Origin of the sequence: Methylobacillus arboreus (assembly GCF_020532725.1) — a bacterium.
GTDB classification, from domain to species: Bacteria; Pseudomonadota; Gammaproteobacteria; order Burkholderiales; family Methylophilaceae; genus Methylobacillus; species Methylobacillus arboreus.
Genome location: NZ_JAJAVC010000004.1, coordinates 199,501 through 215,061, shown reverse-complemented (window position 1 = coordinate 215,061; position 15,561 = coordinate 199,501). Strand labels below are relative to the sequence as shown.

At 55.3% G+C, this 15,561-nt stretch carries 13 protein-coding genes; 5 read left to right on the top strand and 8 right to left on the bottom strand.

The window, feature by feature from the left end; translation table 11 throughout:
* Nucleotides 1-2: 2 nt before the first annotated feature.
* The 4 genes from mlaD to LG198_RS05905 form a co-directional block, all read right to left on the bottom strand.
* On the bottom strand, nt 3-497 hold the full coding sequence (gene mlaD, locus LG198_RS05920; protein WP_230342259.1) for an outer membrane lipid asymmetry maintenance protein MlaD: 495 nt from the start codon (nt 495-497) through the stop codon (nt 3-5).
* Between the two features lie 21 nt (nt 498-518).
* Nucleotides 519-1,310, bottom strand: coding sequence for a lipid asymmetry maintenance ABC transporter permease subunit MlaE (gene mlaE, locus LG198_RS05915; RefSeq protein ID WP_230342258.1), 792 nt, complete (start codon nt 1,308-1,310; stop codon nt 519-521).
* Complete coding sequence (locus LG198_RS05910; RefSeq protein WP_230342257.1) at nt 1,303-2,109, bottom strand: ABC transporter ATP-binding protein; 807 nt, start codon at nt 2,107-2,109, stop codon at nt 1,303-1,305. Before LG198_RS05910 ends, mlaE begins: the two co-directional genes overlap by 8 nt.
* A gap of 112 nt (nt 2,110-2,221) precedes the next feature.
* Nucleotides 2,222-2,896, bottom strand: a complete 675-nt coding sequence (locus tag LG198_RS05905) for a prepilin-type N-terminal cleavage/methylation domain-containing protein (RefSeq protein WP_230342256.1) — start codon at nt 2,894-2,896, stop codon at nt 2,222-2,224.
* A gap of 239 nt (nt 2,897-3,135) precedes the next feature.
* On the opposite strand from LG198_RS05905, the gene LG198_RS05900 reads away from it, so the two are divergent.
* Nucleotides 3,136-4,842, top strand: a complete 1,707-nt coding sequence (locus tag LG198_RS05900) for a sensor histidine kinase (RefSeq protein WP_230342255.1) — start codon at nt 3,136-3,138, stop codon at nt 4,840-4,842.
* A gap of 79 nt (nt 4,843-4,921) precedes the next feature.
* On the opposite strand, the gene ccsB is transcribed toward LG198_RS05900, so the two are convergent.
* Together ccsB and LG198_RS05890 are read right to left on the bottom strand one after the other, a co-directional pair.
* On the bottom strand, nt 4,922-6,067 hold the full coding sequence (gene ccsB, locus LG198_RS05895; protein WP_230342290.1) for a c-type cytochrome biogenesis protein CcsB: 1,146 nt from the start codon (nt 6,065-6,067) through the stop codon (nt 4,922-4,924).
* Nucleotides 6,068-6,104: 37 nt separating this feature from the next.
* A complete protein-coding gene (locus tag LG198_RS05890; protein WP_230342254.1) occupies nt 6,105-8,036 on the bottom strand; it encodes a cytochrome c biogenesis protein ResB in 1,932 nt (643 codons plus the stop codon).
* A gap of 601 nt (nt 8,037-8,637) precedes the next feature.
* Here LG198_RS05890 and yihA point away from each other — a divergent pair.
* A complete protein-coding gene (gene yihA, locus LG198_RS05885; protein ID WP_230342253.1) occupies nt 8,638-9,261 on the top strand; it encodes a ribosome biogenesis GTP-binding protein YihA/YsxC in 624 nt (207 codons plus the stop codon).
* On the opposite strand, the gene trmB is transcribed toward yihA, so the two are convergent.
* Both trmB and LG198_RS05875 read right to left on the bottom strand, forming a co-directional pair.
* Nucleotides 9,220-9,936: a tRNA (guanosine(46)-N7)-methyltransferase TrmB gene (trmB, locus tag LG198_RS05880; protein WP_230342252.1), complete on the bottom strand. Its 717-nt coding sequence runs from the start codon at nt 9,934-9,936 to the stop codon at nt 9,220-9,222. The two genes, yihA and trmB, sit on opposite strands and share 42 nt — an antisense overlap.
* A 29-nt stretch (nt 9,937-9,965) precedes the next feature.
* Entirely contained in the window at nt 9,966-11,126 is a 1,161-nt protein-coding gene (locus LG198_RS05875) for a class I SAM-dependent methyltransferase (protein WP_230342251.1), read from the bottom strand.
* A 57-nt stretch (nt 11,127-11,183) separates the two neighbouring features.
* Here LG198_RS05875 and LG198_RS05870 point away from each other — a divergent pair, with 57 nt between their 5' ends.
* From LG198_RS05870 to topA, 3 genes are all read left to right on the top strand, one after another.
* Nucleotides 11,184-11,936, top strand: a complete 753-nt coding sequence (locus tag LG198_RS05870; RefSeq protein ID WP_230342250.1) for a pteridine reductase — start codon at nt 11,184-11,186, stop codon at nt 11,934-11,936.
* A gap of 10 nt (nt 11,937-11,946) precedes the next feature.
* Complete coding sequence (gene ttcA, locus LG198_RS05865) at nt 11,947-12,858, top strand: tRNA 2-thiocytidine(32) synthetase TtcA (RefSeq protein ID WP_230342249.1); 912 nt, start codon at nt 11,947-11,949, stop codon at nt 12,856-12,858.
* Between the two features lie 120 nt (nt 12,859-12,978).
* Nucleotides 12,979-15,510 (top strand): type I DNA topoisomerase, encoded by a 2,532-nt coding sequence (topA, locus tag LG198_RS05860; protein ID WP_230342248.1) that lies wholly within the window; start codon nt 12,979-12,981, stop codon nt 15,508-15,510.
* Nucleotides 15,511-15,561 lie beyond the last annotated feature (51 nt).

The following is a 15,561-nucleotide window of genomic DNA, read 5'->3' as shown; positions in this document are numbered from 1 at the left end:
GCCTATTCCGCCTCTTTAATATCGTTAGACTTATCATCACCTGACTCAGATGCCTTGCTATACAGGAACTGGCCGATCATCTTTTCAAGCACCACAGCATCCTGCGTCTTGCTAAACTTGTCGCCGTCCTGCAGCATCTTGTCGTCGCCGCCAGCTTCCAGGCCAATATATTGTTCACCCAGCAAGCCGGCAGTGTAGATATTGGCAAATGTATCCTTGGGGAAAGGATAACGCTTGTCCACCTTGACTGTCACTAATGCTTCATAGCTCTCGGGATCGAACTTGATGTTATCGACACGTCCCACAACCACTCCTGCGCTCTTGACTGGCGCGCGTGGCTTGAGACTGCCGACATTCTCGAAAGCGCCCGTCACACTGTAGGTTTCACCCAGGGTGGCACTGTTGAAATTGCCCACTTTCAAAGCCAAACCAAACAGTGCAGCAGCCCCTGCCGCTACAAAAACACCGACCCATAGATCAATTGTTGTACGTTCCATCTTTTCTCCAGTGTGTTGCGCTTACGCAACAATCATGAACGAAGTCATTACAAAATCAAGACCCAGCACCGCCAATGATGAATTCACCACGGTACGGGTTGTTGCGCGGCTCACACCTTCAGCAGTGGGCGGCGCGTCGAACCCTTCAAACAAGGCAATCATGGTGCAGGCAACGCCAAACACCACGCTCTTGATCACCCCATTGACAATATCTTCACGGAAATCCACGCTGGCCTGCATCTGCGACCAGAACGCGCCCGCATCGACACCGATCAGCGGCACAGCCACCAAATAGCCACCCAGCACGCCCACCATCGAGAACAATGCCGCCAGCAAAGGCATGGAGAATACGCCAGCCCAGAAACGTGGCGCAACCACGCGCGCGACCGGGCTCACCGCCATCATTTCCATGGCAGACAACTGCTCGGTTGCCCGCATGAGGCCGATTTCCGCCGTAATGGCAGTCCCTGCGCGACCGGCGAACAGCAGCGCCGTCACCACAGGCCCCAGCTCACGCACCAACGACAAGGCCACCAGCACGCCAATAGCCTCGGAAGAGCCATAACGCTGCAAGGTGTTGTAGCCCTGCAACGCCAGCACCATGCCGACAAAGAACGCCGATACCAGGATAATGATCAAGGACAACACGCCAGTGAAATAAATCTCGCGTATGGTCAGGTGTAGCCTGCGGAAACTCTCGCCGGAATAAATCAGCACATAAAAGAAAAAGCGAATGCTGGCACCAAAACGCCACAAGCTATCAATCACGCGGTGGCCGATTCCACTCAGCACGCTTGCTACAGCACTAAACATTCGCGCTCCTCAAGATATCCTGCCTATAGTCAGGCGCTCTATAGTGGAACGGCACCGGACCATCCACCTCACCATGCACAAACTGATGAACAAACGGAAGTTCGGATTTGCGCAGGTCCTCCGGCGCTCCTTCTGCCGCCACAACGCCATCCGCGACAAAATACACATAATCGGCAAACGCAAAAACTTCCTGCACGTCATGCGTCACGATGATGGAAGTCGCGCCCAGCGCGTCATTGAGCTTGCGGATCAGGTTGCAGATCACCGCCATCGAAATCGGGTCCAGCCCGGCAAACGGCTCGTCATACATGATAATGGCCGGGTCGAGCGCCACGGCACGCGCCAACGCAACACGCCGTGCCATGCCGCCGGAAAGTTCGGTTGCCTTGAGGTCGCGCGCACCGCGCAAACCCACGGCATTGAGCTTCATCATCACCAGGTCGCGGATCATGGATTCCGGCAGGTCGGTATGCTCGCGGATGGGAAACGCCACGTTCTCATATACGGAAAGATCAGTGAACAGCGCGCCTTGCTGGAACAGCATGCCCATCTTGCGGCGCAGCTTCTGCAAACCCTTGCGGTCCTGCTTGTGCACCACCTGCCCGGCAACACGCACTTCGCCGCCCGAAGGCTTCAACTGTCCGCCGATCAGGCGCAAAAGCGTGGTCTTGCCGCTGCCGCTGCCGCCCATGATGGCCACTACCTTGCCGCGCGGGAATTGCATGTTAATGCCCTTGTGCAGCAAGCGCGTCTTGTAGCCAAAAGATAGATTGTCGATTTCGACGATATTGTCGCTCATGATCGCTACTTTTTTGATTAGCCGGGTATTTTAATGCAAAAGCGCTTTAGTTCATAACATTGGAAAAGTAAAAGCCCGCAAATGCGGGCTTTTAGAATTTACGTGTATGACTTTAAAAAGCCATACATACATTATAAAGACCAGAATCCGAAATTGATGGCTCCGCGACTAAAGACGTAACCCACGCCCCTGTATTTGTTTGATACGCCCTTACAGAGCCAGTACTAGTTTCACCGTCATCCAAAGTCAAATCAATTTGTTTTGCAAACTTCCCTAAAATACCAGCAGAACAAATAGCATACCCTCCATTTAATGCAGGCGTCGGCAAATTACTAGAGCCAGGAATACTTTGGATACCAATTCGACCACCTTCAGCATTTTTCGGTACGAACGCAGCAGCATCATCCCCAATTATTGTCGGTCCTGGAGCGAAACCAGCAAGTCTCACATGCTGCCAAAAAAGAATTGACTCATCTCCAACTGTATTAGAATCCCAAGCACCATTAATCACTCCATTACCAACAGTACTTGTAGCACCTGTACCCGCTGCTCTTGTAGCATCAACACCTAAATGTGCAACAACAGCAGCATCATCTCCAGGAAGCGCCCGGAATTTATCTTGGTATCCATATACGTAGACTTGCACATTCTTAAAATCAGATGCCAAGCTTTTTACCTTGGCACTATTAATCAACTCCTGACCCTTGAGCACACCGCCCAGCAACAAGCCGATAATCACGAGAACTATCGCCAGCTCGATCAGCGTAAAGCCAGATGTTTTTTTCATATGTTATCCTTGCGCGGAAGATGCGGCAGCCGCACTTCCAAAAACAATAGGGTGGTATGAAACATGCAACTCTCATGCCAAACGAAAATAGTTTGCAACAGGCGCCGAATGCAAGACTGGCGCGAGATTTCATGGGAATCCCGGCTAATATCGCCATAGACGAAAATTCAGCGAAGTGTTGAGATTTCGTCTACAGTGACAGAATTACGACACTTACGACTAAAAGATCACAGGATTTCATGGCCAGCCTGAGCAGCCGTACCACCGCTTACCGCCCCAGCGCTTCCACCTTGCAGCAATGGATGCTGGGGCTGATGTTATTGAGCTTTCACGGCGTCCTGCTTTGGGGCTTCGATGACCCGCTGCAAAAAAGCCTGCTGCTTTGCCATTACGGCCTATTCCTGATCTGGCAGCCTATCTGGCAAACCCAGGAAAAGCTTTCCCCGCGGTCCATGCTGCTGTTTGCTGCGGGCGGTATATTGCTGGCATGGTTCGTCAGTTGGTGGCTGCTTGCTATCTGGATGTCTGCCTTGTTCGGCCTGCTGGGTGGGCGCATCTTCTCGACCACGGCCCGCACCTCGCGTCTCAGCTATTTGCTCGCAGCCACTTATTTGCTGTCCGTATTGCTGCTCTGGGTGATTCCCCATTTGCTCGATGCCAGTGCCGCATTGATCGTGGCGGAATTCCTCATGCTGTATCTCCTGCCTATCCTGCCGCTGGCCATCCTGTTCCTGCGCGTAAAGCAGGAAACCCACCAGCATGCGCCTATCCTGGATTTTTTCTATACATTGTTGCTGTTCCTGCTGTCCGTCACGCTGGTGCTGAGCATTTTCACCATCTCCCGCACCAGCGAAGCCGACTATGCAGAAGTCGTGATATGGGTAATATTCGGCCTGGCCGCCACGCTGTTGCTGGCAAGCTGGCTGTGGAATCCGCGCGCCGGTTTCAGCGGCATCGGCCAGTTGCTATCGCGTTACCTCCTGAGCGTCGGATTGCCGTTTGAACGCTGGATCAAGAATATTGCCGAGCTTGCCGAGCGCGAGACCAGCGCCAGGGAGTTCATGCAGGCGGCCATGGGCGAAGTGGAAACCCTGCCCTGGGTGGCCGGCGGCAAATGGGAGACCGAGGATGACCAGGGTGAATTCGGCACCCAGGCGCCTTACCATGCCGAACTTGAGTTTCATGATTTTTACCTCAAGCTATACAGCCGCTGGCCGCTGACGCCTGCATTGACCATACACCTCAAGCTGCTAACGCAAATTCTGGGCGAATTCCATGAAGCCAAGCGCCGCGAGGAAGCCTTGCTACAAAACACCTACATGCAGGCAATCTATGAAACCGGCGCGCGCCTGACGCATGACATGAAGAACATCGTGCAATCCATGAGTGCCTTGTGCAGCGCGGCAGAGCAGGCGAGCGACGCCGATAATGAAAGGCTGGTTGCCCTGATCCGCAAGCAGCTCCCCCTGCTCAACCAGCGCTTGGCACTAACCCTGGACAAGCTGGGAGCGCCCCGTAACGAGAACAGACGCATGCTGCCCCTGCTGGAATGGTGGGACAACCTGCAACAGCGCTACACCGATACCCGCGTCAGCTTCAGCGAGGCAATCGCTGAAGACCCTGAACTGAAGGTTGACAGCGAAGTATGGGACAGCGTGATGGACAACCTGCTGCAAAACGCGCTTGCCAAGGCCCGGCATGAGCCGGAAATCAACATCAGCGCAAAGCTGGCGGCAGGCAATGAAGTGTTTGCAGAAGTCACGGACAGCGGCAGTGCTATGCCGGAAGAAATAGCCGCCAACCTGTTCCGCAAACGCATCCGCTCGGAAGGCGGGCTGGGAATCGGCTTGTACCAGGCCGGCCGCCAGGCACAACAGGCAGGCTATCAGCTGGCTCTTGTGGAAAACCGGCCCGGCATGGTGCGCTTCAGGCTAGGCTTAAAATAGATAATCTACTATCTAAAAAATAAAAAGGCCGAGCTGTGATACAGGCGCGGCCTTTTTGTTGTATGGCATGTACAGGCCCTTACAGTTCGCCGTAGGAATGCAGGCCAGACAGGAACATGTTGACGCCGAGGAAGGCAAAGGTCGTCACCAGCAAGCCGACCAGCGCCCACCATGCCAGGATAGGGCCTCGCAAGCCCTTGACCAAACGCAGGTGCAGCCAGGCTGCGTAATTGAGCCAGACGATCAGCGCCCAGGTTTCCTTGGGATCCCACGACCAGTATCCGCCCCAGGCCTCTGCCGCCCACATGGCACCAAGAATGGTGGCAATCGTGAAGAAGGCAAAGCCGACTGAAATGGCCTTGTACATCACGTCGTCCAGCACTTCCAGGCTGGGCAGGCGCGAAGCCAGGATGCCTTTGCTCGCCAGGAGGTAGGCAGCGCCCACCATGGCCGCCAGCGCAAACGTGCCGTAACCGATGAAGTTGGCAGGGACATGGATTTTCATCCAGTAGGATTGCAACGCAGGCACCAGCGGCTGGATTTCATACGCCTGGCGGTCAAAGGTGTACCAGAGGATGAAACCCACAGCGGCATTGATGACCACCAGGACAAAACCGCCCAGTTGGCGCGTGGCATAACGGCCTTCGTAATAGAGATAAGCCAACGCAGTAATCAGGCAGAACAGGATGAAGACTTCATAAAGATTGCTGATGGGAATATGCCCGACATCCGGCGCAATCAGGTAGGTCTCGTACCAGCGCACCATCAGGCCGACAAAGCCCATCACCACTGCGGACCATACCAGGCTGGAACCGACCTTGGATGCAAACGCGGAGCGGGCAAGCAAGCCCAGCCAGTACGCGAGCATAGCGAGCACAAACAGCACATTCATCCACATCACGGCGGACTGGCTGGCAAATAGGTACTTGAGCAGGAACACCTGCTCGACATTCGCCTGGCTGCCATCATAGAGGCGGATGGCGAACAGGCTGATGCCGGCTATGCCCAACAACAACGGGCGCATGGGCTTCCATTGCCACCCCAGCCAGCTGAACAACGCTACCGAACCAAACATGATGCCCACTTCGTAAGCATCCATAAACTCGGCATATTGCTGGAATGCAAACAAGGCACCCAGCAGCAGCAGCAGCGAATACCCCCAGTCAAGCCAGCCCAGGCGCTTGAACAGTGGTTCCGGCATATCTTCCATATAGGCAGTTTTCATCATCGACCTCAATGACTTTCGGTTACGTGACTTGACGTCACACTTGCTGGTTTTCCAGCAGACGCGCGAGTTTATCGCGCATTTTGTCAAACTCGATATCGAAATCGCGGTTCTTGCGGTTGGCCGACATGGCAAACAGCACACGATTGTTTTCCGGCTTCACCAGTAGCCAGATACGGCGCTCGCGAATATAGATCATGGAAAAAATTCCAAGCACCAGCAGCACCGAACCCGAATAGACCAGCACTTTGCCCGGCGAGCGTGTCAGTTGCAACCCGCTGGACTGCCGATGCTCAAAGCCCGTGAGCTGCAAATAAAGCGGCGCACCATAGTGAAAACTATCGCTGATCGCATGCAGACTGTCCTCAATAAACAACTGCAATGCTTCGCTATTCTCGGCGGGAGGCAGGCCCGCACGCTCACGGCTGATGGCATATGCCCCAAAGGCCGCAGTGGTGACAACCTTGACGTAAGCCTGTGCCGCACCGGCACGCTGTTCTTCTGGCACGGCATCATCAATCATCTCGGCCACCTTGCCGAATCCGCCCTGGCTGAATGCCTGCAACAATTGCATCACACTGGCTTCAAACTTGCTGCGGACTTCAGGATCAAGCTCGCTGTGGCTGGACAGCGCCAGTTGGGAAACACGCCGGACAATGTCTGGATACAGGGATTGGTCAAACATCGCCGCCCTGAAGTTCATATAACCTTCCATGCCGCCATCTTCATCTGCGGGAATCCGCAAGTAGCGGTAGCTGTCCTGCTGCATGGAACGCATGCCTGACAGGAAATATTGGCGACCGTCCAGCAGCAGCGGATTCATGTAATTCACATATTCGCGTGCCTGCCCCTCGGCATCGCGCACCTTGAAGGTGACATTGGGCCCGACATTGCGCGGCTTGCCTTTGCCATCAGTTGAAAGGTTAAGGATATTGAATAGCCGGAAATCTGACAGCTCAACGCTCAGCGGGCTGTTGCCGCCAGCCACGTTATATTTATTGAACACGCTGCCAGTGAAGGGAATGGTATCGGCATGGCTGCCCAGCAGGTTCCACACCTTGAAATCCAGCCTGGAACCGCCATCACCGAAATCAGACTGGTAGATGGCAACGCCTTTGTAAATCAAGGGATGATTCACCTTGATGGTGGCCGTCACCGGCTCTTCACGCTCGGGATCGATGATCATGACATCGCTCTCGAAAGACTTGGGCTGGCCGGTATCGTAATGTTGTATGCGGAAAGCCTTGAGCACAATGCTGAATGGCAGGTCCTGCACCAGGTAGCCATCGCGCACCCGCATGAAGGCGGCATTGGCACCCGCGCCTTCCGGCAGGGTCATGTTGGCGCGGAACGAAAGATTGGCAGGTGTCATGCGGCTTTCCGGCGGCACCTTGCGCTCGGGAATATCGCGGGTTTCTATTTTCTTGTAGCCCAATAGCTCTTGCGCCTTGAACACCAGGTTGCCATCCATGAGGCCGCCGATGCAGATGATCACGATGGCCGCATGCGTGAGGATGTAGCCCAATCGTTGATAGCTGCCGGCCTTGGCGGCAAATAGGTTGCCGCCATCATCCTGCAGCACGGTCTTGTAACGGAAACCATGGGCAGACAGGAACTGCGCCAGGCGCGATGCGGTTTCTTCGGTGGAATAAGGCGTGTGGTATTCATGCTTGTGGCTGAAACTGCGCAGGGAGACTTCCTTGGCATTTTCACGGAACGCACGCAGTTCTCGCAGCATGAGCGGAGCATTGCGGTAAATACAGAGCGAGGTAGAGAGCACCAGGAACACCAGAATGACCAGGAACCAGCCGCTATGGTAGACATCGTACAGCCCCAGGAACTCAAAGAACTCGAACCAGAACTGGCCGAACTGCACAATGTAATTCGTATAAGGCTCGTTTTGCTTGAGCACGGTGCCAATGATGGAAGCAATCCCCAGCACAACCAGTACGCTGACTGCAAAACGCATGGAACTCAGCAATTCATATAATCTGTGACTGGTGGACTGTACCGATTTCAAAACGAGACCATTCAAAAAATTTGAGGTGAGACAATCATGCCTGTTGCTAATTGCCAGCCCAGCGATATAAAAAGTTAAGGGCGGCCATTGCCACCCTTAGAGCCTGATCAACGTTTTTTTATGGAGTACGTTGTCCCGGCAGTGTAGGTGATGCAAGGCGCAAACCACAGACGGGCTAATTGCCCGGCGAGGATTTGCAACACAGCAGCAGCTGCACTGCCGGGACAACCCGATGGGCATGGTTTTAAAACGCGCCGCTCCGCGTTGCAGTCCTTCGCGAGGCAATGAGCATCACCTGCGGACTGCGCCTTAACCGGACACGTTTTGAAGCCATGCGTACCCCACAAAAAAACGTTGATCAGGCTCTTAACGCTTGAACCCGGCTTTTGGTTGTCAGAGCGAACCAACTTCCCGGCCCGTCTCACAAGACAGGCACCTAAAAGCCTGCCCGGTCAATCTTTTCACCTACTGCGAATAGGGTCGCATTCTATATAAAAACCCTACTTCGTGCTAATATTTTTCCCCTTTCCGATAATGGCCGCCCCTTCCCATGCCCTTGTTTCAAAACGCCACTTTTTACATCTCGGCCCACAACCTGAGCGACCTGCCACCCCCTGCAGGAGTTGAGGTCGCCTTTGCCGGACGCTCCAATGCCGGCAAATCCAGTGCTTTGAATACATTGGCCAACCATAACCGGCTCGCTTATGTCAGCAAGCAGCCCGGTCGCACCCAGCTCATCAATTTTTTCAGCCTGGGCAATGATCGCTTCCTGGTAGATTTACCCGGCTACGGTTATGCAAAGGTGCCGGAAGCCATGCGCAAACATTGGCAACTGACCCTGGCCACCTATTTAAGCCAACGCCCTTGCATTGGCGGCCTGGTACTGGTGATGGACAGCCGCCACCCATTGACGCCGCTGGACCGGCAGATGCTGGACTGGTACAGCCCAAGCGGCAGACCCATCCATGTCCTGCTGACAAAATCGGACAAGTTATCCCGCCAGGCAGCCAACCAGACACTGCAACAGGTCAGGAAGGAGCTGGAGGCGAACTGGGGCAATTGCAGCGTGCAATTGTTCTCCAGCCTGAAGAAACAGGGCGTAGAAGAAGCCGAGGCCGTGATCGGGCGCTGGCTATTTACGCCGGAAAACGATGTCCCAGACGCCGTGGCCTAACTTGATGCCGCGGTTCTCGAACTTGGTCAGCGGCCGGTAATCCGGCTTGGGCGCATAATCCTGCGCCGTATTCTCCAGCAAGGGTTCCTGCTGCAGGATTTCCAGCACCCATTCCGCATACTCCTGCCAGTCAGTCGCCACATGCAAGTAAGCACCTACTTTCATCTTGCTGCACAGCAGCTTGATAAACCCGGCCTGGATCAGGCGGCGCTTGTGATGGCGCTTCTTGTGCCAAGGGTCAGGGAAGAAAATATGCACGCCGTCCAGGCTGGCGTCAGCAATCATGTGCTGCAAGACTTCAACCGCATCATGCTGGACAATGCGCAGGTTCTTGAGCTCCAGTTCGCCGATCTGCTTGAGCAGGCTGCCGACCCCTGGCGTATGTACCTCCACCCCGAGAAAATCTCGGTCAGGCTGCGACTGAGCGATCCTGGCCGTGCTTTCGCCCATGCCAAAACCGATTTCAAGGATTTTCAGGCTGCTGTTGCGGCCAAACAGTTCGTCAAAGTCCAGCAGGCCGGGCGCATAAGACACGCCGAACACTGGCATCAGCTCATCCAGGGCACGCTGCTGGCCATGGGTCAACCGGCCTTGGCGCAGCACAAAACTGCGGATTGGGCGCTTCGCAAGCTCTTCCTTGCCGATGTTATCCTGCCCTAAGGCGTCTTGATCCATGCTTGACTCAACCACTGAAAAAACCGCGATTATAAGACATGCGAGCGGTCGCCGCGAACAAAGCCAGTGAGCGGGCCGACTCCCTTGCCCAGCACAACCACCTTGAACAACTCTCCCATTTCCGCAGGCGACAACAGCTTTTGCGCCTGACTTGCCAGCGGCGCATATTGCTTAAGGTTATCCGCCGGCACACGCAGCATGAGGTCGGTAATGCCGCAATTGATGAGGAATTGCGCCTGACCGCAATAGCCCAGCAACTGCAGGCCATGCTCAAGCCCTACCTTTGCCACCCCAGAAAAATCCACATGGGCGGTCACGTCCTGCAAGCCTGGGTAAAGCAAGGGATCAGTGTGGGCATGATGACGGTAATGGCACATCAAGGTGCCTTGATCCCGCTGTGGATGGTAATACTCTGTGCGGGAAAACCCGTAGTCGATCAATAGCAGCACGCCCTGATGCAAACACTGCGCCAGGCTCGCAACCAGCGCCCGCACCGCGGGGCTTATTTCTGTCTGGTAATCTGCAGGCAAGTCGAGTTCTTCTGCCAGGCCGGCTAGCTGCCTGCCAAGCAATGGCTGCTGGCGCAGCATGAGCGAGCCATTTTCATGCAAGGCCACGCCCAGCTCCTGCAAACCTTCCCCCTCCTTGCGTATCAAATGCACAGGCACGGCGTCGAGCACCTCGTTAGCCAGCACTACGCCCGTGAAACTTTCAGGCAAACCATCCAGCCAGGAAACTCTTTCATATAAGGCCGGTGCCAGCACTGATCGCAGGTATTGCTGCTGCACGGATTTGAGGTCTGCGCTTACCTCAAGAATCAGGTAGCGTTCCGGCAAGGCACCGGCCCGCTGCATTTCCTCCAGCACCGCTGCGGCAAGCCTGCCGCGCCCGGCGCCCAATTCCAGCACGCTGCCGCCGGTTTGCGCCAGCACCTGCATGACCTGCTGCGCCAGCGTCTGGCCAAACAACGGCGTCATCTCGGGCGCCGTGACAAAGTCACCCGCCTCGCCGAACTTCTGCGCACCAGCGCTGTAATAACCCAGGCCTGGCGTATACAAGACCAGCTCCATATAACGGGCGAAGTTGATCCAGCCGCCAGAGGCAATAATATGTTCACCAATCATTTCAAGCAGCTTGTCGCTATGGGCAAGCGCATCGGCATCGGGAATGGGCAAGGCAGAGATGTTCATGGTATTTGGATTATAATGCTGCGTTATTCCCAAACTTTGATGCGATCTGGAACATTTGTGGATTCCTCCCTGGAAAACAAGGTCATTTTAATCACTGGCGGTGCCAAGCGCGTCGGTGCCGCGATCTGCCGCTTGCTGCATGCAGGCGGTGCCAGGCTCATGATCCATTATCGCAGTTCCGATGGCGAAGCGCGCGCCTTGCAGTCCGAACTCAACCTCAAGCGTGCCAACTCGGTCGCCATCATGCAAGGCGACCTGCTCAAGCTCAGCGTACTGCCCAAGCTGGTGCAGGAAACCGTGCACCACTTTGGCCGGCTCGATGCTCTCATCAACAATGCCTCCAGCTATTACCCAAGCGAACTGGGCAGCATCAACGAAGACCAATGGGAAGATTTGATCGGGCCCAACCTCAAGGCACCGTTATTCCTGTCACAGGCCGCCGCACCTGAGCTCAAGAAAACCCACGGCACTATTATCAATATCACCGATATGCATGTGGAACGGCCCAAGAAAGGCTATATCGTCTATAGCGTTGCCAAGGCCGGGCTGGTCACGCTCACCAAGTCGCTTGCGCACGAGCTTGCCCCGGAGATACGCGTCAACGCGGTAGCGCCCGGGCCAGTGCTTTGGCCGGAAGACAATCCCCAATTCGACGAGGTGTACCGTCAACGCGTCATCTCACAAACACTGCTCAAACGTATAGGCGAAGGCGATGATGTTGCCAAGGCCGTGCGCTTCCTGTTGCAGGATGCCCCTTTTATTACCGGGCACGTGATTGCCGTCGATGGCGGGCGCTCACTCAATCTTTAACATATCCACCATGATCAAACATTATCCCGACGATGCTTCCAACAGCTTCCTGAAACTGCGCAACAGCCTGATCAGCGCCACAGGCAAGGCCATTGGCGACTACAACATGATTGAAGACGGCGACACCGTCCTGGTGTGCATGAGCGGCGGCAAGGACTCCTACACCATGCTCATGCTGCTGCTCGCACTGCAGGAGCGGGCACCAGTGGACTTCAAGCTGATTGCCATGAACCTGGACCAGAAGCAGCCAGGCTTTCCCGAGCATATCCTGCCAGCCTACCTGGCAGAGCTTGGGGTGGAGCACCGCATCGTCGAGGCCGACACCTACTCCATCGTCAAGGAGAAGATTCCCGAAGGCAAAACCACCTGCTCGCTCTGTTCACGGCTGCGTCGCGGTATCATCTACCGCACCGCACAGGAACTGGGCGCCAACAAGATCGCACTCGGTCATCATCGTGACGATATTGTGGAAACCCTGTTCCTGAACATGTTCTTCGGCGCGAAAATGAAAGCCATGCCGCCCAAGCTCGCCACCAACAAGGGCGAGTTCCAGGTGATACGCCCGCTTGCCTACTGTGCCGAGAAGGATATTGCCAGCTATGCGCGCGGCATGAACTTCCCCATCATCCCCTGCGACCTCTGCGGCTCGCAGGAGAACCTGCAACGGCAGAAGGTCAAGGACATGCTGCAAGCGTGGGAACGCGAACAGCCAGGCCGCGTCAACAACATCTTCCGCGCCATCGGCAATGTGGAACCTTCCCATCTTGCCGACACCGACCTCTATGATTTCAAGAATATGTCGCAGACCAAACCTGAAGACGAAGATCCCTTGTTCGGCGATATCGACAAAGAGAACAATCCCGCACTGAGCCTGGTTTCCAGCGAAGGCTCGCGCATTGAGTTCAAGCGCAATATCGCTTGAGCATCCTCCATCCCATCAAGAAAGCGCTGACGGCAAGCACCTAAATTTACAGCGCTTTCTTGTGCAGTAGGCGATTTACTCTTATCATCTGCCGCTCTGCATCCCACAAACCGTGCGTCCATGTCAAAACTGCTGATCGTTGAATCACCCTCCAAAGCCAAGACCCTGAAAAAATATCTGGGCAAGGATTTTGAGGTTCTGGCCTCATATGGGCACGTACGCGACCTGATTCCCAAGACCGGTGCCGTCGACCCCGAGCAGGACTTCGCCATGAAGTATGAGGTGATCGAGCGCAATGCGCGCCATGTGGATGCCATCGCCAAGGCAGTGAAGAATGCCGACGCCATCTACCTCGCGACCGACCCGGATCGCGAAGGCGAGGCGATTTCCTGGCATATTGCCGAGATACTCAAGAGCAAGAAGCTGCTCAAGGACAAGCTGCTGAAACGCGTGGTGTTTCATGAAATCACCAAGAACGCGGTGCAGAACGCCATTGATCAACCGCGCGACATTTCCATGCCACTGGTCAATGCCCAGCAGGCACGCCGGGCACTCGACTATCTCGTCGGCTTCAATCTATCGCCCTTATTATGGAAGAAAATCCGCCGTGGGCTTTCCGCCGGGCGCGTGCAAAGCCCGGCCTTGCGCCTGATCGTCGAACGCGAACTCGAGATTGAGGCGTTCAAGAGCCAGGAATACTGGACTATCCACCTTGAATCAGCCAAGCATCAGCATGTATTTGACTCCAGGCTGGTGCAGCTCGAAGGCAAGAAGGTTGAACAATTCGCAGTCACCAACCAGGAACAACAACAGGAAATCGTCGGCAAACTGCTTGCCGTCAGCGCAGGCAAGACCACCGTCACGCGCGTTGAAAAGAAACAACGCAGCCGCAGCCCGGCAGCGCCGTTTACCACTTCCACATTGCAGCAGGAATCCGTGCGCAAGCTCGGCTTCACCACCAGCCGCACCATGCGCGTTGCCCAGCAGCTATATGAAGGTATCGACATCGGCAGCGGCACAGTCGGCTTGATTACCTATATGCGTACCGACAGCTTCAGCCTCGCTGCCGAGGCCGTGATGCAGATTCGCGGCTATATCAAGCAGAATTTCGCTGCCGACTACCTGCCGCGGTCGCCCATCATGTACAAGACCAAGGCCAAGAACGCGCAGGAGGCCCACGAGGCCATCCGACCGACGGATATCACGCGCACGCCGGCCAGCCTGCGTGCCTTCTTGACCGATGAGCAGTTCAAGCTGTATGAAATGATCTGGAAGCGTGCACTGGCCTGCCAGATGACCCAGGCCAAGTTCGATGCCGTCAGTATTGATCTCGCCGTGGGCAGCGAAGCCAACCTGTTTCGTGCCACGGGCCAGACCCTGGTGTTTCCGGGCTTTATCGCCGTCTATATGGAAGGCGTGGACGACGAGGAAGAAGAAGGCGAAAGCAAGCTCCCGCATCTGGAAACTGGCGAGGTGCTCGCCGTACAGAAAATATTCGGCGACCAGCATTTCACCGAGCCACCGCCACGCTACTCGGAAGCCAGCCTGGTCAAGGCACTGGAAGAGTTTGGCATTGGCCGACCGTCCACCTATGCCAGCATCATTTCCACGCTGCAGGATCGCGAATATGTCCTGCTGGACAAGAAACGCTTCACCCCCACCGATGTCGGCCGCGTGGTGAACAAGTTTCTCACTGAGCATTTCACTCGCTATGTGGACTACGGTTTTACTGCCAATCTTGAAAACGAGCTTGACGATATTGCCGAAGGCGAGCGCGAGTGGATTCCCGTGCTCAATGAGTTCTGGCAGGGTTTCAATAACCAGATCAATGAAAAAAGCAATGTAGAACGCCCCGGGGTAGAAATGCTTGATGAAGCTTGCCCCAAATGCGGCAAGCCACTACAGTCCCGCCTGGGGCGCTTCGGCAAGTTCATCGGCTGTTCCGGCTACCCGGAGTGCGACTACATCCGCAATCCGAGTGCCAACACCAACAGCAATGAGCCCACCGTGATCGGTCAGGAACCGGAAAGCGGCAAGGACATCCTGTTGCTCAACGGCCCTTATGGCCCTTACCTGCAAATTGGCCTGCCCGAGGCGGACAGCAAGAAAAAACCCAAGCGCGTCAGCATTCCCAAGGAAATTCCCGCGACAAACTTGGACATGGAAACGGCACTCAAGCTGATTGCATTGCCGCGCGACCTGGGCCAGCACCCTGAAACCGGCAAGAAAGTGGTAGCCAATATCGGACGCTTCGGACCTTACGTCAACCACGACGGTAAGTTCAAGTCCATTCCCAAGAGCGACAGCGTGTTCGACATCGATATGACGCGCGCTGTCGATTTGCTGGCTCAAGCCAATTCCGGACCAGCACCCATTCGCGAACTGGGCGAACACCCGGATGGCACAGGCAATATCGCAATCTATTCTGGCCGTTACGGCCCTTACGTGCAGCATGGCAAGCTACGCGCCACGCTTCCCAAGGACCAGGAGCCAGAAGGCCTGACCGTGGAACAGGCGCTGGAACTTCTGGCAGCTAAAGCCGCAAAGGATGCCCCGGCAAAGAAAAAAGCGCCTGCGAAAAAAACGACTGCCACCAAGAAAACAACCACAGCCAAGAAGGCAACCACGCGTAAAAAAACCACCAGTGAGTAATCATCTTCCTGAGTGGCAATAAAAAAAGCGGCTTAAAGCCGCTTTTTTTAT